Source organism: Faecalibacterium sp. IP-1-18 (genome assembly GCF_023347355.1).
Classification (GTDB): domain Bacteria; phylum Bacillota; class Clostridia; order Oscillospirales; family Ruminococcaceae; genus Faecalibacterium; species Faecalibacterium prausnitzii.
Genome location: NZ_CP094472.1, coordinates 183,897 through 205,102, shown reverse-complemented (window position 1 = coordinate 205,102; position 21,206 = coordinate 183,897). Strand labels below are relative to the sequence as shown.

The following is a 21,206-nucleotide window of genomic DNA, read 5'->3' as shown; positions in this document are numbered from 1 at the left end:
TTATCGCTTATTCCTCCGGGGTGTCATCGTCGGCGTAGTCCTCTTTCAGGGCTGCTTCCAGCTCGGCATCCTTCAGCTTACGGATGTTTTCTTCGATGTGGAACACCCGGTCGATATCACCGTACACGATCTGGCAGGACACCTCGGTAACGAACCAGAAGCCGAAGATCAGCATCAGGAAAAGCCCCAGCGGCATGCACAGGATCACCACACCCCAGAACAGCACCTGCACGATGGCAGCAGCCAGTGCGTGGGGCAGAAAGGCGATCATGCAGTTGATGCTGTTTTTCAAGGTCAGGCTCAAGGGCTGGTCCAGCAGCACCACCTGCGGCCACATGTAGGCAAACAGCATCTGAAACAACACCAGATTGAGCACCGTAGCCACCCACAGCGGAACACCCACGTTGGTGCCATGGTACAGCATATTGAAGCAGAAATAGACGAGGAAAATTTGCAGCGTGACCACCACGGTGTACAGCACACCGGGCACAAGACTGGCCTTGAAGTTGCGCTTGAAGGCCTTGCGGTAGGTCACCCACCAGTAGCCCGCCTCGTCGCGCAGCGCGCGCAGGACAGTATCGTACATTCCGGCCAGCGCCGGGCCCGCCAGCAGACCGCCCACGGCGGCGCTGCCCAGCATCACCGGCAGACTGTTCTGCAAAAAGCCGATATACACCAGGCAGATAACCGGTGCAAACCCGATGCAGGTCAGCAGGTTTGCAAGGAACATCCCGTTCATATCACGGCCTACAAGCTCAAAAAAGCGGCCGATGCCGGTCTTGCGGGGGGCATCCTTTTCGACCCCCTTACCGGCCTTGAAATCGTTGGCAGAAGGAAAAAGACCCATAGTAACTGCGGTACCTTTCTTACGTTTTTAACCGGCACCGCAGGCGTTTTGTCTGGAAAGTGCCATTGTGCTAACTTTACAGATATAAATATACCTGTATTTTGTCAACTTTGCAAGATACAACCGGGGCTAATTGTAAAAAAATATTTATCTCTCCCTTTTTTACGCAAAATGTGCTACAATGACAATGGCATTTTTTGCAGTAGGAGGAAACTATTATGAGCATTCTTCGCACCATTGCGATGTTTATTTATCTGTTCGGGTACATGATCCTGCATTACGGCATCCTGCGCCGCGCCGAGCGCGCCGCAGCCGCCGGAGATACCGCCACCGTGGGGCAGATCGTGAACCAGCATATCCCCCGCTGGAGCCGGGGCATCCTGAAGGTGACCGGTGTGTCCCTGTCGGTGGACGGGCTGGAGAACATCCCCAAAGACCGCCCCTGCGTGTTCGTGGCGAACCACCGCAGCTACTACGACATTCCTTTGCTGCTGGCAGGGCTGGAAAAGCCCCACGGCATCCTTGCCAAGGAGGAGCTGGAAAAGATTCCCCTGCTCAACCGCTGGATGAAGCTGCTGGGCTGCGTGTTCGTGCAGCGTGATGATGTGCGCGCCTCGGTGCGGGCGCTGAACGATGCCACCGCCATCGTGGAGGGCGGCCGCAGTTTTGTCATCTTCCCCGAGGGTACCCGCTACAAGGGCGAAGAGGGCGGCGCGGGCGAGTTCAAGGCCGGTGCTTTCCGCATTGCGGTCAAGACCGGTGCCCCGGTGGTGCCGGTGGCTGTGACCGGTGCCCGCGCCCTGTTTGAGACAAACGGCAACCGCTGCCGCCCGGGCAGTGTGCGCATCAAGATCATGTCGCCCATCCAGACCGCCGGCATGAGCAAGGCCGAGCAGAAACAGCTGCCCGACGCCGTGCGCCAGAGCATTCTGGCTGCCCTGAAGTAACAGCCTTTCCCGCTCGTTTCATCACACAGGAGAACTATTTTATGGCAAGCTATCGTTACGAACGCGACATTGATCCCAAGGACCTCAAGCCCCGCAAACAGCGGCAGTACAGCCGCAGGGAGCGCTGGGCAAACTGGTGGGACTACAACCTGAAATGGGTGCTCCTCTTCGGCATTGCGGGTGCGTTCGTGGCGTACTGCTTTATCGGGCAGTACTTCCTGACCACCCACCCGGATTATAACGTGGCGGTGGTCAGCCCCTACTACCTGCCCGAAGCCACCGTCACCGCCCTGCAAGAGCAGCTTGCCGCCTACGGCGAGGACTGCAACGGCGACGGCAAGGTGGTGGTAAAACTGAACCAGTACACCATGGCCTTCAACAGTGAGGACTCGGACGCCTATCTGGATATGACAGGCACCACCAAGCTTTCCACCGATATCCAAAGCTCCCTCAGCTCCATCTTTATCCTCTACGACCCCGCAGGCTTCCAGCAGACCACCGGCACGTTGCGATATCTGGACGGTCATCTGCCCAAGTCCGACGCCGACAGCGACTGGTGGAATATGGTCTACCGCTGGACGGACTGCCCGGTGCTGACCGGGATGGAGCTTGGCAGCTACACCTCGGACGCAGTGCAGAGCGCCAGCGGCGACAGCCAGCAGCTGCTGGCAGATTACTATATCGGCATCCGGGGCGCATGGCTGAAGGAATCGGCTTCTCTGCTGGAAAACAGCGAGCCCCTTTGGGCAAACCTGACCGCCGGGGCAGTCTCCACCGCCGGGGAGGGGCACTAAAGATGCGCTTCCGCATCAAAGCCGGCGGTCCTGCCGCCCGGTTCACCTTTGACCGCACCCCAAAGCCCCAGCCGCCTGCGCCGCCTGTCCTCCGCGCCGCAGACCTTGACAACCCCTACGGGCGCTACTACGGCAAAGCCCGCAGCTGGGAGGATATTTTGAAAAATAAAAACAGCGATTGAGAGGCTCTCTGGTCGTCGCCGCAGGCGATGACCAGAGAGCCTCTGTTTTCTATTTTTGTCTTTTTACCCATGGCTGATTTGAAATTTTCTCCACCCTCAAATGGAGGGCGGTTTGTTGTTTCTCTGTCCCGGTTATGGTATACTTACTAGGTATCCCCGCAAAAACCGACCAAAAAGGATGTGACCCCCATGGACGCACTGGAACAAGCCCGTGCCGAGATCGACACGGTAGATGCGCAGCTGGCTGCGCTGTTCGAGCGCCGGATGGCTGCCGTTTTGCAGGTGGCCGAATATAAGCGGGCGCACGGCCTGCCCATCTACGATGCCGCCCGGGAGGCCGCCGTGCTGGAAAAGGCCGCAGCCCGCATTCAGCAGCTTGCGCTGCGCCCTTACTATAAAGACCATGTCCAGCACATGATGGACATCGCCAAGCAGTACGAGGCTGCCGTGCTGGGGCGCAACCGCGCCGCCTATCAGGGGGTGGAGGGAGCGTTTGCCCACATCGCCCTCAAGGCGCTGTTCCCCCACGCCGAGGCCGTGAGCTATTCCACATGGGACGAGGTATTCGAGGCCGTGGCCTCCGGCGAAGCTGCCCACGGCGTAGTGCCCTTTGAAAACAGCCACGCCGGGGATGTTTCTGCCGTGCTGGACCTGTGCTATAATCACCCGGAGCTGTGGGTGGTGGACGTGTACGACCTGCCCATCTCCCAGAACCTGCTGGTGCTGCCGGGCACCCAGCTTTCCCAGCTGCGCACCGTGTACAGCCACCAGCAGGCCATCGCCCAGAGTGAGACCTTTTTAAAGCAGTTCCGTCTGCCCGCCACCGCCATGGCAAACACCGCCATGGCCGCAAAGTTCGTGGCTGAAAGCAAAGACCCGACAAAGGCCGCCATTGCCAGCACCGAGACTGCCGCCCTGTACGGGCTGGAAATTCTGGTGCCTAACATCAATACCGACGGCGACAACACCACCCGGTTCATCGTGCTCAGCCGCGAAAAGCCCACGGCGGGCAACCGGTTCTCGCTGCTGTTCACGGTGGATAACAAGCCCGGCAAGCTGGCGGAGGTCATTCAGGTCATCGGTGCCAGCGGCTTCAATATGGAGTCCATCAAGAGCCGCCCCATGCCGCACGTCCCCTTTGAATATTATTTTTATGTAGAGCTGGTGGGCGATGCCGCCGCCGGCGAGACCGCCGCGCTGCTGCGCGAGCTTGACCGCACCTGCCGGACGGTGCGGCTGTTAGGAGTGTATACAAAATGAGTGATTTTATCGGAACCAAGCTGACCATGAATCTGGGTGAGCGCAGCTACGACATCATCGTCAAGCGCGGCTCGCTGGAAAACCTGTATCAGTTCGCCCGGCTGGACCGCCGGGTGGCGGTGGTCACCGACAGCGGTGTGCCTGCACAGTACGCCCAGATGGTAGCCGACCAGTGCAAGGATGCCACCATCATCACGGTGCCGCAGGGCGAAGCCAGCAAGAGCTTTAAAATTTTGGAGACCGTGCTGCGGCAGATGCTGGACTTCGGCATGGGCCGGGGCGACCTTGTGGTGGCCGTAGGCGGCGGCGTAGTGGGCGACCTTGCCGGGTTTGCCGCTTCCATCTATATGCGCGGCATCGACTTTATCAACTGCCCCACCACCACCCTTTCCATGATCGATTCCTCCATCGGCGGCAAGACCGCCGTGGATCTGGGCGACACCAAAAACATCGTGGGTGCCTTCTGGCAGCCAAAGCTGGTCATCGTGGACCCGGACACCCTGTCCACCCTGCCCCGCCGCCACTTCATCAACGGTCTGGCCGAGGCGGTCAAGGCAGGGCTTCTGGCCGACCCGGAGCTGTTCTCCATCTTTGAAAAAGAGGACGTGGACGACCGCATCGGCGACATCATCTGCCGCAGCCTGCGCTTTAAAAAGAGCATCGTGGAGCAGGACGAGACCGAGCAGGGGATGCGCAAGGCGCTGAACTTCGGCCATACCATCGGCCACGGCATCGAGGCTGTGAAGGGCATCAAGGGACGCCGCACCACCGGCCTGTTCCACGGCGAGTGCGTGGCGCTGGGCATGCTGCCCATGATCGAATCCAAGGCGCTGCAAAAGCGGGTGCGCAATGTGTACCGCCGTCTGGGTCTGCCCACCCGCACCGCCTACGATAAGGAAAAGGTGCTGGCCGAGATGCTGCACGACAAAAAAGCACAGGACGGACAGATCACCATCATCAAGGTGCCCGGCCTTGGCTGCTGGCGCGCCGAGACCATCCCTGTGGAGGGGCTGCGCCCGCTGCTGGGCATGGAGGACTGACCCATGAAAAATACCTTTGGCAGCGACCTTTCGCTGACCATCTTCGGCGAGAGCCACGGCCGCGCCGTGGGTGCGGTGCTGGACGGCATGGCCGCCGGTGTGCCGGTGGACGAGAGCTTCCTCGCCGCCTGTATGGATAAGCGCCGCGCCCGGGGCGACGGCCTTTCCACCCCCCGGGTGGAGGCGGATGCGGTGCAGCTGCTTTCCGGTGTGGTGAACGGCCACACCACCGGCACCGCCATCGCCCTGATGATCGAAAACCAGAACACCCGCAGCGGCGACTACGCCAAGACCGCCGACCTGCTGCGCCCCGGCCACGCGGACTTTACCGCCTACGCCAAGTACCACGGCTTTCAGGACGCCCGGGGCGGCGGGCACTTTTCCGGCCGGGTGACCGCTGCTTTGGTGGCGGGCGGCAGCATCGTGCTTGCCGCATTGCAGCGGGCGGGCATTGATATCACCACCCACATCGCCCGGTGCGCAGGGCTTGCAGATACACCCTTTGCCCTAGACGACCCCGCCGCCCTTGCGGCACAGGTGGAGACGCTTGCCAGTAAGACCGAGGGCTTTGCGGTGCTGGATGCCGCCGTGGAAGAACCCATGAAGGCCGCCATCCGCGCCGCCGGTGCCGAGGGCGACAGTGTGGGCGGCGTGCTGGAAACTGCCATTCTCGGCCTGCCCGCCGGCATCGGCGAGCCCTACTTTGACAGCGTGGAGAGCGAGATCGCCCACCTTGCCTTTTCCATCCCGGCGGTCAAGGGCATCGAGTTCGGCACCGGCTTCGGCTTTGCCGGGCTGCGCGGCTCGGAAGCGAACGACGCCTTCCGCATGACGGCAGAGGGTGCGGTGGTCACCGCCACCAACCACAACGCGGGCATCAACGGCGGCATCGCCAACGGTATGCCGGTGGTGTTCCGCACCGCCGTCAAGCCCACCCCCAGCATCTACAAGCAGCAGGACACGGTGGACTACATCGCAAAAAAGGACGCACAGCTGTCCATTCAGGGGCGGCACGACCCCTGTATCGTGCCCCGGGCCGCCATCGTGCAGACCTGCGCCGCCGCCCTTGCGGTGGGTGATCTGCTCACCGCCCGGTACGGTGCCCGGTGGATGACCGACCCCACCGGCTATCGGAAGGAGGACTGAGATGGAATACGGACTGATCGGCGGCAAGCTGGGACACTCCTACTCCAAGACTATCCATGAGCTGCTCTGCGGGTACAGCTACGAGCTGTGCCCCCTGCCCACCGAGGCAGACGCCCGCGCCTTTTTGCAGCGGCGGCAGTTCAAGGCCATCAATGTGACCATCCCCTACAAAAAGCTGGTGATGGAGTACTGCTCCTTCATCGACCCCTGCGCCCGCGCCATCGGCGCGGTGAACACGGTGGTAAATAAAAACGGCCTGCTCTACGGCTACAACACCGATTATCTGGGCTTTGCCCACCTGTGCGAAGCCCACGGCGTGGAACTTGCGGGCAAGACCGTGCTCATCTTGGGCACCGGCGGTACTCACAACACCACCCGCGCGGTGGCGCTGGATAAGGGCGCTGCCAAGGTGCTGACGGTCAGCCGCACTCCCGACCCGGAAAAGGGCGAGCTGAGCTACGCCGAAGCCGTGCGCAGCGGTGCACAGGTGGTGTTCAACACCACCCCCGCCGGGATGTACCCCAACGTGGGCGTGTGCAGTCTGGACGTTGCTGCCATGCCCGGGCTGGAAGCCGTGGTGGACGTGGTCTATAACCCCAACAAGACCGAACTGATTCTCCGCGCCGAGGACGCCGGTGTGCCGGTGGCGGTAGGCGGGCTGGAGATGCTGGTGGCACAGGCGGTGTACGCCGCCGAATACTTCCTTGGCCGCAAGTTCGAGGACGCCCCGGGCGAGGTGCGGCGCATTACCGCTGCGCTGCGCCGCGAGACGCTGAACATCGCCCTTGTGGGAATGCCCTCTTGCGGCAAATCCACCCTTGGCCGCCTGCTGGCGAAGCAGCTGGGCAGACCGCTTGTGGATCTGGACGAGGAGATCGTCAAGGCAGACGGGCGCAGCATCCCGGATATCTTTGCCGCCGAGGGCGAAGAGGGCTTCCGCGCAAAGGAAGCCGCGCAGATCGCCCGTTTCGGCAAGGAAAAAGGGCTTGTGCTCTCCTGCGGCGGCGGCGCGGTGAAGCGGGCAGAGAATGTCCGCGCCCTGCGCCAGAACGGCGTGGTGCTGTTCATCGACCGGCCGGTGGAGGCACTGGCTGTGGGCGGCAACCGTCCGCTTTCTTCCAGCGCTGAGGCGCTGCGCACCATGGAGGCCCAGCGCCGCCCGCTGTACCTTGCCGCCGCAGATGCGGTGATTTCTAACACCGGCACGCTGGCCCAGACGCTGGCAGCTGCACAGGAGGCACTGGATGAAATTTTTGATTCTTAACGGGCCCAACATCAATCTGGCGCGCTGGTCTGAGCCCGGCGTGCCGGGCGAGGTGGACTACAACGGCCTGATGGACTATGTACAGGCGGGCTGCGACCAGCTTGGCATCGAGACAGACATCTGCCAGTCCAACCACGAGGGCGACCTCATCGACGAGATCCAGTCTGCCCCCGGGCGGGTAGACGGCATCGTGCTGAACCCCGGCGGCTACGCCCATTACAGTGTAGCCATTCTGGACGCGCTGCGGCTGTGCAGCGTGCCCGCCGTAGAGGTGATGCTGGACGCCCCGGACGAGCGCGAGCCCTTCCGCAAAACGGACGTGGTGTCCTTTGGCTGTCAGGGGCATTTTATCGGCGAAGGCCCGCAGGGCTACCTGCACGCCTGCATCTGGCTGGCGCAGCTGCTGCGCACCGACGGCTCCTCTAAGGCGCATATCGTGATGTAAAACAAACAGGAAAGGAACGACCTCCCATGATCATCTCCACCAAAAAAGGCGCTCCCAAAGAGGAGCTGGAAAAGATCGTTGACAAATTCGAAAAGCAGGGTCTGGACGTGACCCTGATCACCGGCAAGGACTACAACGTGTTCGGTCTGGTGGGCGACACCACCAAGATCGACGAGCGGGACGTGCTGGCAAACCCGTGGATCGACAACGTTACCCGCGTGTCCGCGCCCTATAAGCGCGCAAACCGCCTGTTCCACCCCGCAGACTCGGTCATCGACTGCGGCGGCGTGAAGATCGGCAGCAAGGAAAAGATCGCCGTCATGGCGGGCCCCTGCAGCATCGAGAACGCTGAGCAGGCTCTGCGCATCGCGCAGGGGGTCAAGGCGGGCGGCGCAGCGCTGTTCCGCGGCGGTGCCTACAAGCCCCGCACCTCTCCCTACGCCTTTCAGGGTCTGGAGACCGAGGGCATCTTAGACATGGTAAAGGCCCGCGAAGCCACCGGTCTGCCCATCGTCTCCGAGCTGATGAGCGAGGACCGCATCCCGGAGTTTGAGGAGTATGTGGACGTGGTGCAGATCGGCGCACGCAATATGCAGAACTTCCAGCTGCTCAAGGCGGTGGGCAAGATGCACAAGCCTGTGCTGCTCAAGCGCGGCCTATGCAACACCATCGAGGAGTGGATCATGAGCGCCGAGTACATCATGGCCGGCGGCAACGAGCAGGTCATCTTCTGCGAGCGCGGCATCCGCACCTTTGAAAAATACACCCGCAACACGCTGGATCTTTCCGCCGTGCCCATCATCCACGAAAAGACCCATCTGCCCATCGTGGTAGATCCCAGCCACGCCACCGGCAAGGCCAATCTGGTGGAGCCGATGATGATCGCCGCTGTGGCCGCCGGTGCGGACGGTCTGGAGGTAGAGGTGCACTACGACCCCCAGCACGCATGGAGCGACGGCGCACAGTGCCTGACCCCGGACGCCTTTGCACAGGCCATGGCAAAGTGCCGTCAGGTGGCTTGGGCTATCGGCCGGGAGATGTAAACCGTTTACCCCCTCAGGCGCTGGCGCGCCAGCTCCCCCAAGGGGGCGCCTGAAGCGCTGCCCGTGGGAAATTGCAAAAGGATAACACCGCTATGCTAGTAACCATCAGACCTGCCCCCGGCGGCATCGGGGGCGTGATCGCTGCGCCGCCCAGCAAAAGCATGGCGCACCGCGCCGTGCTGTGCGCCGCGCTGGCTGTGGGGCGCTCCCACATCACCCATCTGGAATTCAGCAAGGACATCTCTGCCACCCTGTCCGCTGCCGCGCAGCTGTGCGCCGCCGTGGACACCGGCGCGGACGATGCCACTGTGCAGGGGCTTGGGCATTTTCTGCCCCTGACCGCCCCGGTGGACTGCTGCGAAAGCGGCAGCACCCTGCGGTTTTTGATCCCCATTGCCAGCTTGACCGGCCAGCCGGTCACCTTTACCGGGCGCGGACGGCTGATGGAGCGCCCGCAGTCCGTATACGAAACGTTATATCGTAAGCAGAATCTACGGTTTGAGCAATTCCCCGCCGGGCTGACCGTGGAGGGCGCACTGACCCCCGGGGACTACCGGCTGGCGGGCAACGTGTCCAGCCAGTTCATCAGCGGGCTGCTGTTCGCGCTGCCCTTGCTGCCCGGGGACAGCCAGCTGCACCTCATCCCTCCGGTGGAGAGCCGCAGCTACATCGACATGACCCGCGCCGTGCAGGCCGCTTTTGGGGTGCACAGCCGCTGGCTGGACGAAACCACCCTGCTGCTGCCGGGCGGGCAGCAGTACCACCCCTGCGACTACAACGTGGAGGGCGATTACAGTCAGGCTGCTTTCCCGGCGGTGCTGGGTGCGGTGTGCGGCGGGGTGACCATCACCGGCCTTGCGCCGGACACCCTGCAGGGCGATGCTGCCATTCTGGACATCCTGCGCCGGTGCGGCGCGGTGTTCACCCGCAAAGGCGACAGCGTCACCTTTGCAAAAGCTCCCTTGCATGGGGTGGACATCGACCTTGCGGATTGCCCCGACCTTGGCCCCGTGCTGATGGTGCTGGGCCTGCTGTGCGAGGGCACCACCGTCATCCGCAACGCCCAGCGGCTGCGCCTGAAGGAGAGCGACCGCATCGCGGCTATGGAAGCCGAGCTGCGCGCCTGCGGCGGCGTGCTGGAAAGCGACGGCGGCACCATCACGGTGCACGGCTGTGCTGAGCGTCTGCACGCCCCTGCCGCGCCCCTGCACGGCCACAACGACCACCGGGTGGTCATGAGCCTTGCGGTGCTGGCCGCAGCCGCCGGGCTGCCCCTGACCGTGGACGACGCCGAAGCCATCCAGAAGAGCTGGCCCGGCTTTTTTGCAGATGCAGCGCCGCTTGGCGTGGAGGTAGAAGATGCTTGATAAAACAAAACGTTATCTCGTAGTGGGTCTGGGTCTGCTGGGCGGCAAGTACGCGCTGGAGCTGACCCGCGCCGGCTTCCATGTGGACGGCATCAACCGCAGCGAGGGACACTTGCAGTACGCGCTGGAGCACGGCTATATCGCCAGCGGTAAGACCCACGATTTTGAGGATCTTGTCCGGCAGGCCGACCATATCATCTTTGGCCTGTACCCCACCGCGCTGCTGGACTGGTTCCGAACCTACGGTTCCCTGCTCAAGCCCGGGTGCATCTTTACGGATGTTTCCGGCGTCAAGACCGGCCTTGTGGAGCCGGTGCAGGCGCTGTGCCCGGCGGGGGTGGAGTTCATTGCCAGCCACCCCATGGCCGGCCGCGAGACTTCCAGCGTGGAGCACGCCGCCGAGGTGAATTTTGCCCCGGCCAACTTCATCATCACCCCCACCGAAAAGAACACCCCGGCGGGCATCCAGTGGGCAAAGGAGCTGGCCGAGGTGCTGGGCTTCAAGCACATCTGCACCCTGACCGTGCAGGAGCACGACCGGATGATCGGCTATGTCAGCCAGCTGTGCCACGTCATTGCCGTAAGCCTGATGTGCGCCAACGACAACTCCTCGCTGTGCGAATACACCGGCGACTCCTTCCGCGATCTGACCCGCATTGCACGCATCAACGATAAAATGTGGGCAGAGCTGTTTTTGTGGAACAAGCAGAACCTGATCAGCGAGATCGACCAGTTCGATTCTGCTTTGCAGGAAATGCGCGCCGCCCTTGTGGCAGACGACCGGGACAAGCTGGAAGAAATGTTCCGCCTTTCCACCCAGCGCCGCGCCGCCTTTGACAAAAAGCTGCCGGAATAAACCGTGACGGAGGTATTGCCCCATGCCCAAGCAGGAAGGACAGAAATCCAAGCTGGTAACGCTGCTGCGCATCCTTGAGCAGCGCACCGACGAGAACCACCGCCTGAACGTGCCCCAGCTGGTGCAGCTGCTGGAAAATCAGGGCATTCTGGCCGAGCGCAAGAGCATTTACAGCGATATCGACACCCTGCGCAGTCTGGGCTACGACATCCAGCTGCAGCGCGGGCGCGGCGGCGGGTACTGGATGGCAAGCCGTGCATTCGAGCTTTCGGAGCTGAAGCTGCTGGTGGACGCGGTACAGTCCAGCAGCGTCATCTCGGCACGCACCAGCAAGCGCATCATCCACAAGCTGGAAGCCCTCTGCTCCGACTACGAGGGCACCCAGCTGCAGCGTCAGGTGTATGTGGACGGACGTCCCAAGACCGACAGCCAGACTCTTTTGTACAGCATCGACGCCCTGCACACCGCCATCAACCGGGGGTGTCTGGTGCAGTTCCGCTACAAGGGCAGCAGCGCCGTGCGCACCGTAAGCCCGTGGCAGCTGGCATGGGAAAACGGCTGCTATTACCTGATCGCCTATCAGGACGAAAAAGCACCCCCGGTGCGCCACTACCGGGTGGACCGGATGGCCGGGGTGCTGGTGCTGGACGAGCCGCGCCGGGGCAAAGAGTTCTTCCGCACCTTCGATTTGCCCGCCTATCTGCGCAAGCACTTCAACATGTTCGGCGGCACCGAGTACCGGGTCACTCTGCGGTGTGCTGCCGACCTTGAGCCGGTCATGCGGGAGCGCTTTGGCCGGGAGCCGGTGTTCTGCCCGGAGGACGCAGAGCACTTCCACTTTGATGTGCCCATCTGCGTCAGCCAGCAGTTTTTCGGCTGGGTGTGCGGCTTTGGCGGCAAGGTAGAGGTCACCGCCCCCGCCGCCGTCCGCGCCCAGCTGCACGAGATGGTGCAGGGGCTTGCGGAGCAGCACGAATAAATAAAAAGGGTTCCGGAAACGCCTGCAGGCGTTTCTGGAACCCTTTTTCCTATCAATTTTTCCTTATTCCTCAAATTCCAGATCGCTGGGCTGGATGAGGTCAAGGGGAGCGGCGGGCTCGGCGATGAGGCGGCGGCTCTGGTTGAAGATGGCCTTTTCCAGCGTGTTGCGCGCCAGACGGCCGTTGCCGGCGGTGCGGCTGTCCAGCGCCTGACGGCGCTTATAGTAGCCCAGCAGCGGGAAGGTGCAGCCCTCGGCAAGGCGGTAGCCCTTGCCCTTTGCCAGCACGGCGGTGATGTCCAGCAGCTCATCTGCGGTGTAGTCCGGGAACTCGATCTTGTTGGGGAAGCGGCTGGCAAGGCCGCTGTTGGCGGTGAGGAATACCTCCATCTCCTTGGTGTAGCCTGCAAGGATGACCACCAGCTCGTCCCGGTGATCCTCCATGCCCTTTACAAGGGTGTCGATGGCTTCCAGCCCAAAGCTGTCCTGCTGGCCGCGGTACAGGCTGTACGCCTCGTCAATGAACAAAACGCCCCCCAGTGCACTCTCGATGACGCTGTTGGTCAGCGGGGCGGTGTGGCCGGTGTAGCGCCCCACAAGGTCGGCGCGGGTCACCTCCACCAGCTGCCCGCCCCCCAGCGCGCCGATGGCCTTGAGGTACTTTGCCACCAGCCGGGCAATGGTGGTCTTGCCGGTGCCGGGGTTGCCGGTAAAGATCATGTGCATGGACAGGCTTGCGGTCTTGAAGCCCGCCGCTGCGCGGCGCTGCTGCACCTGTAAATTGTCTGCCAAACCGAACACATACTCCTTGACCGGGGCAAGCCCCACCAGCGCATCCAGCTCGGCGCGGATCTGCTCCACCGCGCCGGTGTAGGCCGCCGGAAGCAGGCCGAACAGGTCTGCCGGGGCGGCACCGTTCAGCGCAAATTGCAGCCCTTCGGGCGCGGCGGTCAGCGCCACCGTGCCGGACAGCTTTGTGTCGGTCTGTAAGCAGTACTCGCTCAGGGCGCGGAAGATCCGCTCGCAGCAGTCTGCCAGCCCCTCTGCGCCCTTTTCCTTGGAGCACTGCGCCGCCACATAGTCCCGCACGTCTGCCCCGGCGGCGAGGGTCAGCCCCAGACGGCTGTGCACCCGCTGCGCCAGCGCGTTCAGCTGCTGCGCCGCCAGCGCAGCCAATGCTTCCGGGGTGAAGGGGGCGGTCTGGCACACATCCCCTACCGCCGCCACAAAGGACGCGCCGAATTTATCCGCCAGCGCCTCCCGTCCCTTGCGGGAGAAGAAGATCAGGTACTTGCCGCAGGGGTCGATGCGGCTCACTGCGCCGGGGGCAAGCGCTGTACCAGCTTCCACCAAAATGCCCTCTTTGTTCACCAGATACCGGCTGGACAAAGGCGCACTGCCCTTGACCGCAAGGTCGGAGAGGATGCGCAAAAAGCCGGGGTGGCAGCTCTCGTAGTGCTCGAACACCACGATCTCGCCCGGGGCGTGCAGGGCAGCGTAAAGGTCCTGCAAAAACAGCTTTTCCGCGCCGGGGTCGGGGTAGAGTGCCAAGTCCATCACCGCCATCCGGTCGCTCTGCAAAAGCCCCCGCGCCGCCATGATGCGGGCGGTCTCGGCCAGTGCAAAATGCCGTCCTGTGCCCGGAGCGCCCCACAGCAGGATCACATTGCGGGCGGCTGCGCCCTCGGTGCCCAGCACAAAGGGGCGGCGCATGGCCCGCACCACACTGTCTACAAAGGCATCCTGCCCGAGGACGGTTTTTTTTACCTCGGCGGCAAGGCCTTCAAAACTGCCCAGCTGCTCCGGTTTTGTGTCTGCTGTGCCCTTAGCCAGCAGGCCGTCCGCTTCCATGTCCCGCAGCATCTGGCGGCTGTCCTCCAGCGCCGTCTGCACCCCAGCATCCTGCGCTTTCAGCCGGGCGTTCTGCTGCTTCAGCAATTCGTCCAGCTGCTTTTGCTGCTCCAGCAGCGCCGCGTTCAGATCCGGCAGGCCGCTGCCCGCCGGTTTTTCGGGCTGCGGCTTTTCCGGCTGCGGCTGTGCGCCGCCGAACTTCAGTTTGCCGCCCGCGCCGAACACGCCGTTCATCAAGCTTTCCCAATCATCGGTATATGCCATGGTGCTGCCCTCCATCGGTGTTTTTCTTCCAGTATAGTGAACTGCGCGGCATTTTGCAAGCACAAAAAAGCTCCCCCTTTCGGGGGAGCTGATATCCGCGTCTATGCGGGGATCATGCTGTTTTCTCAGCCCTTGCAGCCCTGCTCTTCCCAGTCGCCGAAATCGTTGGCATCGGCGATCTTGGTGACGTCGATCTTGCCGTTCTCATCCTTGGGGGCAACGGCGGGGCCGGCCTCTACGGGGTTGGCGTTCGGGGTTTCGGGGTCGTACACCGGGCGCTCTTCGGCAGTCTCCGGCTGGGTCTGGGGTGCGTTCTCAGCAGGGGCGGGAGCCTCCGGTGCGGCTTCCTCCGCAGCTTCTGCGGCGGCATCGGCAGCCTTTGCTTCTTCCTTGGCCTCGGCCTCTTCGTAGGCTTCGGCGGTCTTTTCGGCCTCCTCGGCGTCCTTTTCGGCTTCCTCCGGGAATTCGACCTCCTCCACATGGAGCGGGTCTTTCTGATTCAGGATCTTGTCCAGCACCACGATGGCAGCGCCGGTGACAGCCACGGCAGCAGCCGTGCCAAGAATACGGAACAGAGTTTTCATACCAGAACCTCCTTGTAATACAGAAACGTTAAGAGAACGTTACGACCTCTTCCAGGGGCTTTTCGGCAGGCTCTACCGACACGGCGGTCAGCACCGGGCCCTTGCCCCGGTAGATGTTGTGGAACTTGTAGCCCACCTTGGCGGTCACCCTCACCCAAGCGCGCTGTTCCAGCGCCTTGTAGCCATCGTAGCTGCAGGGGAAGCCCACAAACTGGATGTCCTGCACGCAGCAGGTCATGGCAAAGCGGCCGGGCACAAAGCTGTTTTTGCCAGCACGGTTGGTCTGGCAGACCTGTGCCAGAAAGCGCACCGTCTTGCCGGTGTACTTCTGGGGCTCGTCCTGACAGTCCATGTACCAGATGCCGAAATCGTCATCCGGGATGTCGATGGGGTCGGCGTTGATATCAAAGGGCAGCGGGTCGGGGATATCATCGTAGGCTACGCTGCCGTCCTTGAACTCGTAGGCGATATCGCACTTACGGGAGGCCTGCCGCACCAGCTTGTGCAGCTCCTGCCGGGCGTCATCGTTGTTCACGGCTTCGGCGCGGTTGAACACGATCAGCTCGCTGCGGGCGATCTTGTCCAGCATCAGGCTGCGCATGGAGTTGTCGCGGGCGTAGGTCAGAGCGGTGGTGCCGTCGGCAGTGGCGATGCACTGGTACACCAGCCAGTTCTCGGGCAGGGCATCCGCTAAATCCTGCAGCAGCCACATGCCGTTGTACTCGATGACCACGCGGCCTGCGTCCGCTTCCTTGCCCAGCTTTGCAAGGTTCTGGGGGTTCAGTTCAGACTTATCCTCCAGCACCTTCACGGTCACGCCGGGGAAGGCGAACTTTTTCTCGTTGTACTCCTCTTCGCCCTCCTCGCAGATCAGCAGCAGGGTCTTGTCGCCGGAGTCGAAATTGGGGTCTTCAAAGGTCTCCTGAATAAACTTGGTCTTGCCGCTTTCCAGAAAGCCCACAAACAGGTAGACCGGGATCTCTTTTGCCATAATAAATGGTTGCTCCTTCTCTCAATAATGGGGTTCTCAGCAGCCGAACAGCTGGGCGATGGCGGTCTCGTTCAGCTTGGAGCCGATGACCACCAGCTTGCCGCCCACGTCTGCGCTGCGGCTGCGCACTTCCCACTCGCCGGGCACATAATCGAACTCCAGCCAGCCGTCTGCGCCGCCGTCCACGATGCCCTTGCTGCGCAGGATCATGCCGTAATTGCCGGTATCCAGCTCGGTGAGGGCGTGCTCCACCTCAGCCTTGGTGAACTTGCGGGCCGTCTCCACGCCCCAGCTGGTGAACACTTCATCGGCGTGGTGGTCGTGATGATGATGGCCGCAGCAGCAATGGCCGTCATGGTCGTGGTGATGCTCGTGCTCCTCGTGATCATGCTCGTCGTGGTCATGGTGATGATGCTCGTGCTCGTCATCATCCTCGTCATGGTCATGATCGTGGTGGTGACCGCAGCAGCAATGGTCATCATGATCGTGCTCGTCGTGGTCGTGGTGATGATGCTCGTGCTCATCCTCGTCGTCATCATCGTCATGGTCGTGATGATGGCCGCAGCTGCACACACCGTTCTCATCGTAGTGATGATGGTGATGCTCGTGCTCCTCTTCCTCGTCCTCGTGGGCGTGCTCCTCGTTTGCCTTGGCAGCCATGGCGATCAGCTCGGCCTTGAAGTCGTCCTTGGTGGACATGGCCTTCAAAATCTGCTCACCGGTCAGGTGATCCCATGCGGTGGTCACGATGGTGGCGGTGGGGTTCTTTTCCCGCAGCATTGCCACGGCAGCGGCGATCTTTTCCTCGCTGGCGGTCTGGGTGCGGCTGAGCAGGATGCAGCTTGCGTGGCTGATCTGGTCATCGTAGAACTCGCCGAAGTTCTTCATATACATCTTGACCTTGTTCACATCGGCCACGGTGACAAAGCTGTTCAGCTGCACGTCCAGATGCTCCGCCACGCCCTCCACGGCGCGGGTCACATCGCTCAGCTTGCCAACGCCGGACGGCTCGATGACGATGCGGTCGGGGTGGTACTGCTCCACCACCTGCTGCAGAGCGGTGCGGAAATCGCCCACCAGAGAGCAGCAGATGCAGCCAGCGTTCAGCTCGTTGATCTGGATGCCGCTTTCCTTCAGGAAACCGCCGTCAATGCCGATCTCGCCGAACTCGTTCTCGATCAGCACCACCTGCTGGCCTGCAAAGGCCTCGGTGATCAGCTTTTTGATCAAAGTGGTTTTGCCGGCGCCAAGGAAGCCGGAGAAGATATCAATTTTAGTCATGATCCAAATGCCTCTTTCTTTTTATCGCAATATTCGCAATTGTTAGCGCAAAGGGCCGCAGAGTGCTGACCCAAAAATACTACACCTCTATTATAACAACCCTGTCAATGGAAAACCGGCCTTTTTCAAGAAAAAATTGTAACTTTTTTTGCAAATTGACGGCGTTTTGGGGGGAGTTTTGCCCCCGCATTGCATTCTTCCCCGCAGAATGATACAATAGCAGCAGCAAACCATCGCCGCCGGACGTTTTTCCGGCAAATGACAGAAAGAGGGCTTTTGTTATGAGTATGAACACAGTTCCCGAGCGTCTGGCCGCGCTGCGTGCCGCTATGAAGGCAAACGGCGTGGACGTCTATCTGATCCCGGTGGGCGACCCGCATTCCAGCGAGTATCTGCCCGACCACTACACCTCCCTGACCTACTTCTCCGGCTTCCACGGTGAGAACTCCAACTTTGTGGTCACCATGACCGAGAGCGCCGTCTGGGCAGACGGCCGGTACTTTGTGCAGGCGGAAAAGGAGATCGCCGGTACTGAGATCCAGCTGATGCGCATGGGCGAGCCGGGCGTGCCCACCGCCGAGGAATACTGCGGCAAGGTGCTGCCCGAGGGCGGCACGCTGGGTCTGTGCGGTCTGACCGCCAACTGTGCACTGGTCAACAGCCTGAAAAAGGAACTGGAGCCCAAGCACGGCAGCATCAAGACCCTGTTCTTGGAGGACGAGCTGTGGGTGGAGGGCCGCCCTGCCCGCCCGGCTACCCCGGCATGGATCCTGCCCAAGGAATACGCTGGCTTCTCCCCGGCAGAAAAGCTGGAGCAGCTGCGCGGCAAACTGAAGGAGCAGGGCTGCACCGCCCAGCTGGTGGGCAAGCTGGATAATCTGGCTTGGCTTCTGAACCTGCGCGCCATGGATATCGAGTGCACCCCCTACGCCATGGCCTACTGCTATGTTACCCCGAATCGCGCCGTGCTGTTCATCGATCAGGCGCGGGTCACCCCGGAGGCTAAGGCAGAGCTGGAAGCCAACGGCGTAACGCTGGCCGACTACGACAGCATTCTGGACGGGATGGCCGCCGAGACCGAGCCGCAGACCGTGCTGGCGGAAAGCGCTACCGTGAACTACGCCGTGTATCAGGTGCTGGAAAACAACCCCGCCCTGACCGTGAAGGACGCCGCCGACCCCCTGCTGGCCATGAAGGGCGTGAAGAACGAGGTGGAGCTGGCACACCTGCGCGAGTCCCATCTGCGGGACGCCGTGGCCATGGTGCGGTTCCAGATCGAGCTGGAAAACCGTCTGGCTGCCGGCGAACAGCTGACCGAGCTGACCGTGGACGAGATCCTGCACAAGTACCGCAGCGCAGACGATAAGTTCCTTGTGGAGAGCTTTGGCACCATTGCAGCCTACGGCGGCAACGCAGCCATGATGCACTACCACGCCACCCCGGAGGATCACGCCGTTCTGCAGCGCAAGGGCTTTTTGCTGGTGGACAGCGGTGCTACCTATCTGGACGGCACCACTGACATCACCCGCACCTACCCGCTGGGCGAGCTGACCGAGGACGAGCGGCTGTTCTATACCTGGACGCTGCAGTGCCACATCGACATCGCCAAGGCCGTCTGGCTGGATTACTGCGACTGCCACATGCTGGACACCATCGCCCGCGAGCCGCTGTGGCGTCACCTCATCAACTACCGCTGCGGCACCGGCCACAGCGTCAGCTTTGTGGGCAACGTCCATGAGGGCCCCCACGCTTTGAACGGCCGCAACACCACCCTGATGCGCCCGGGTATGATCGTCACCGACGAGCCCGGCGTGTACGAGGCCGGCGAGGTGGGCATCCGCATCGAGAACGAGATCGAGTGCTACCACAAGGCCGACAACCAGTACGGTACCTTCCTTGCCTTCCGTCCCCTCACCTTTGTGCCCATCGCTACCTCTCCCATCGTGCCCGGCGTGCTGGACAAGGAGCAGGTCGCTTGGCTGAACGATTACCACCGCAAGGTGTTCGAGCAGCTGGCACCCCGCCTGACCGAGGACGAGCGCGCATGGCTGGCCGAGAAGTGCGCCGCCATCGGCTGCTAATGCTAAAAAGAACAAAAGTCAGCTGCCGCTTGCCGTCCTGACTCTTGCCGTAAAAATGCAATTCCGGGCAGACCGCAGTCTGCCCGGAATTGCTTGATTTAAGATGATTTTTCCGCAAAGGAAACCAAACCATGATCTTTCACATTGCGATCTGCAGCCCGGACGGGGCGCTGCGCAGCAGGCTGGAGCACCAGTGCATGGAGTTCTTCGCCCGGCGGGAGGACGCCTGCATCGTGGAGCAGCTGCAAAGCCCGGAAGCGCTTTTGCAGCAGGATGCCGCCGGGCTGCGGTACGAGCTGTACCTCATTGAGCTTGCGGCGGTAGCCCGGCCCGAAGGGCTTACGGCGGCGGCAGAGCTGCGCCGCCGGGGCCGCCGCGCGCCGCTGGCTTTTGTGGCCCGCACCCCGGCGCACGCATACAGCGCCTACCGGGTGGACGCCATGCAGTATCTGCTGCAGCCGGTGCACCAGCCGGAAGTTTCTGCCCTGCTCAAGCGGGCGGTGGAGCCGGAATACGGCCCCACCCTTACCGTGACCACCGCCGACGGCGTGCGGGCGCTGACCTATGCCGAAATTGAATATCTGGAATGCACCCATCATATCGTGCACTTCCACCTGACCACCGGGGAGGATGTGGCCTCCCTCTCGCTGCGGGTGCCCTTTTCTGCGGTGGCGCAGCCGCTGCTTGCAGACGGCCGCTTTGTGCAGCCGCACCGCTCCTATGTGGTCAATCTGGAAGCAGTACAGCTGCTGTCCCCCGGCGAGGTACGGATGCGCAGCGGGGCGCGCATCCCCATCCCCCGCGGGCGGGAAGCCGCCGTCCGGGAGGCTTTCTGCACCCGGGTAGGGTAAAAAGCAAAAAAGTCGCTGCACATTCGTGCAGCGACTTTTTTGCTTAACGATTTATTCTTCCTTATGCCGGGGCTTTTTGCGGCGGGCGTGCTTTTGGGGCTTGCGGCGGGGCTTTTTGCGGGAGGGCTCGGGCTGGACAGAGGCATCGTTCAGGCGGGACATTGCATCCAGCAAAGCACCCTGCAGGCTGTCCGAGGGTACCCCGCTCTCCGAAAAGGCGAACAGGAATTTGTAGATCTGGGGCTGCAGCTCCTCGTACAGCCCAAGGCGGGTGTACACCTCCTTGAACAGCTGAAAAATCTGTGTCTTGTTCTCTACGATGCCGCGCAGGTCGATCTGGGTATGACAGAGGCTTTTGGGGTTCTGGATATAATGATACCCGGCCTCGGGGATGGAAACGAACACCTGTGCGTGCTCCAGATACCCCATATTGAAGATCAGATCCTCGGCCCAGTGCACATCGGGCGCAAAGCCCAGCTGATTTTGTGCAATGATCTCCCGGCGGTAGAGTTTGTTCCACAGCACGCCGTAGTAAAAGGAGGCGGGCTGCTGCATCAGGCGGCGGGCGTAGTCCTCCCGGCTGTAAACGCCCTGCGGCAGAAAGCCGTACTTGTGCACCTCGGTCTTGGGGGCTTCCGGCTCGATGCCAAGGGAGGTCTGCAGCGTTTCCAGCGCGTGCCCGGTCTTGCTGGAGTTGGAGGGGATCACCATCCAGTACGGGGCGATCACAAGGTCGGCGTTGTGCTCCAAGGCGGCCTGTACAAGGTTCTGGGTGTAATCAGGGTCCAGTGCGTCATCACTGTCCGCAAACTGGATATAGTCGCCGTGTGCAAGGACAAGCCCGGCATTCCGCGTGCAGGAAACGCCCTCGTTTTCCTTGTCCACCACCACGATGCGTGGATCCTTTGCCCGGAACTGCTCACAAATGGCAAGGCTGTCATCCGTAGAGCCATCGTTCAGCACGATGATCTCCAGCTCCTGATAGGTCTGGCCGCAAATACTTTCCAGACAGCGGGAAAGCCCCTTCTGGGCGTTGTACACGGGCACAATGATGCTGACGAGAGGGTTCGTCATGGCAGGGCCTCCTTTTTGACGACAAAATTTGAGTATTATTATTATCATACTCCTGCGGC

General features: G+C 61.9%; 20 protein-coding genes. 14 read left to right on the top strand and 6 right to left on the bottom strand.

Annotated features, from left to right (window positions below; all coding sequences use genetic code 11):
* Positions 1-7: 7 nt before the first annotated feature.
* On the bottom strand, positions 8-847 hold the full coding sequence (locus MTP43_RS00900) for a DUF624 domain-containing protein (protein WP_113620678.1): 840 nt from the start codon (positions 845-847) through the stop codon (positions 8-10).
* A gap of 218 nt (positions 848-1,065) precedes the next feature.
* On the opposite strand from MTP43_RS00900, the gene MTP43_RS00895 reads away from it, so the two are divergent.
* The 12 genes from MTP43_RS00895 to MTP43_RS00840 all read left to right on the top strand — a co-directional run bounded on the left by MTP43_RS00895 (position 1,066) and on the right by MTP43_RS00840 (position 12,170).
* A complete protein-coding gene (locus MTP43_RS00895) occupies positions 1,066-1,794 on the top strand; it encodes a lysophospholipid acyltransferase family protein (RefSeq protein WP_005921664.1) in 729 nt (242 codons plus the stop codon).
* A gap of 41 nt (positions 1,795-1,835) precedes the next feature.
* Complete coding sequence (locus MTP43_RS00890; RefSeq protein ID WP_249234991.1) at positions 1,836-2,588, top strand: hypothetical protein; 753 nt, start codon at positions 1,836-1,838, stop codon at positions 2,586-2,588.
* 2 nt (positions 2,589-2,590) lie between these two features.
* Positions 2,591-2,770: a hypothetical protein gene (locus MTP43_RS00885; RefSeq protein ID WP_005921658.1), complete on the top strand. Its 180-nt coding sequence runs from the start codon at positions 2,591-2,593 to the stop codon at positions 2,768-2,770.
* A gap of 189 nt (positions 2,771-2,959) precedes the next feature.
* Positions 2,960-4,030: a bifunctional chorismate mutase/prephenate dehydratase gene (locus MTP43_RS00880; RefSeq protein WP_005921656.1), complete on the top strand. Its 1,071-nt coding sequence runs from the start codon at positions 2,960-2,962 to the stop codon at positions 4,028-4,030.
* Positions 4,027-5,070, top strand: a complete 1,044-nt coding sequence (gene aroB / locus MTP43_RS00875) for a 3-dehydroquinate synthase (RefSeq protein ID WP_005921655.1) — start codon at positions 4,027-4,029, stop codon at positions 5,068-5,070. Before MTP43_RS00880 ends, aroB begins: the two co-directional genes overlap by 4 nt.
* Positions 5,071-5,073: 3 nt before the next feature.
* Positions 5,074-6,216, top strand: a complete 1,143-nt coding sequence (gene aroC / locus MTP43_RS00870) for a chorismate synthase (protein ID WP_005921654.1) — start codon at positions 5,074-5,076, stop codon at positions 6,214-6,216.
* A 1-nt stretch (position 6,217) separates the two neighbouring features.
* A complete protein-coding gene (locus MTP43_RS00865) occupies positions 6,218-7,480 on the top strand; it encodes a shikimate kinase (protein ID WP_005921653.1) in 1,263 nt (420 codons plus the stop codon).
* Positions 7,461-7,925: a type II 3-dehydroquinate dehydratase gene (locus tag MTP43_RS00860; RefSeq protein ID WP_005921652.1), complete on the top strand. Its 465-nt coding sequence runs from the start codon at positions 7,461-7,463 to the stop codon at positions 7,923-7,925. Before MTP43_RS00865 ends, MTP43_RS00860 begins: the two co-directional genes overlap by 20 nt.
* Positions 7,926-7,951: 26 nt before the next feature.
* A complete protein-coding gene (gene aroF / locus MTP43_RS00855; protein ID WP_005921651.1) occupies positions 7,952-8,968 on the top strand; it encodes a 3-deoxy-7-phosphoheptulonate synthase in 1,017 nt (338 codons plus the stop codon).
* Positions 8,969-9,060: 92 nt separating this feature from the next.
* The gene (gene aroA / locus MTP43_RS00850) at positions 9,061-10,335 is read left to right on the top strand and encodes a 3-phosphoshikimate 1-carboxyvinyltransferase (protein WP_249234990.1); all 1,275 of its coding nucleotides are present in this window, start codon (positions 9,061-9,063) and stop codon (positions 10,333-10,335) included.
* Entirely contained in the window at positions 10,328-11,191 is an 864-nt protein-coding gene (locus MTP43_RS00845; protein ID WP_249234989.1) for a prephenate dehydrogenase, read from the top strand. The genes aroA and MTP43_RS00845 overlap by 8 nt, the downstream gene beginning before the upstream one ends.
* 22 nt (positions 11,192-11,213) lie before the next feature.
* Complete coding sequence (locus tag MTP43_RS00840; RefSeq protein WP_005921648.1) at positions 11,214-12,170, top strand: helix-turn-helix transcriptional regulator; 957 nt, start codon at positions 11,214-11,216, stop codon at positions 12,168-12,170.
* Between the two features lie 63 nt (positions 12,171-12,233).
* Here the strand turns inward: MTP43_RS00840 and MTP43_RS00835 are convergent, their stop codons facing one another.
* From MTP43_RS00835 to MTP43_RS00820, 4 genes are all read right to left on the bottom strand, one after another.
* Entirely contained in the window at positions 12,234-14,300 is a 2,067-nt protein-coding gene (locus MTP43_RS00835) for an AAA family ATPase (protein WP_005921647.1), read from the bottom strand.
* 110 nt (positions 14,301-14,410) lie between these two features.
* On the bottom strand, positions 14,411-14,869 hold the full coding sequence (locus MTP43_RS00830; protein ID WP_005921645.1) for a hypothetical protein: 459 nt from the start codon (positions 14,867-14,869) through the stop codon (positions 14,411-14,413).
* Between the two features lie 28 nt (positions 14,870-14,897).
* A complete protein-coding gene (locus MTP43_RS00825; protein WP_005921643.1) occupies positions 14,898-15,860 on the bottom strand; it encodes a TIGR03943 family putative permease subunit in 963 nt (320 codons plus the stop codon).
* Between the two features lie 36 nt (positions 15,861-15,896).
* Positions 15,897-17,141 carry a GTP-binding protein gene (locus tag MTP43_RS00820; RefSeq protein ID WP_005921641.1) on the bottom strand — a complete coding sequence of 415 codons (1,245 nt, stop codon included), beginning with the start codon at positions 17,139-17,141 and terminating at the stop codon, positions 15,897-15,899.
* A 281-nt stretch (positions 17,142-17,422) separates the two neighbouring features.
* Here MTP43_RS00820 and MTP43_RS00815 point away from each other — a divergent pair, with 281 nt between their 5' ends.
* Positions 17,423-19,222 carry an aminopeptidase P family N-terminal domain-containing protein gene (locus tag MTP43_RS00815; protein WP_049929378.1) on the top strand — a complete coding sequence of 600 codons (1,800 nt, stop codon included), beginning with the start codon at positions 17,423-17,425 and terminating at the stop codon, positions 19,220-19,222.
* Positions 19,223-19,353: 131 nt separating this feature from the next.
* Positions 19,354-20,073 (top strand): LytR/AlgR family response regulator transcription factor, encoded by a 720-nt coding sequence (locus MTP43_RS00810; RefSeq protein WP_113620676.1) that lies wholly within the window; start codon positions 19,354-19,356, stop codon positions 20,071-20,073.
* A 51-nt stretch (positions 20,074-20,124) separates the two neighbouring features.
* Here the strand turns inward: MTP43_RS00810 and MTP43_RS00805 are convergent, their stop codons facing one another.
* Positions 20,125-21,147, bottom strand: a complete 1,023-nt coding sequence (locus MTP43_RS00805) for a glycosyltransferase (protein WP_113620675.1) — start codon at positions 21,145-21,147, stop codon at positions 20,125-20,127.
* Positions 21,148-21,206: the final 59 nt, after the last annotated feature.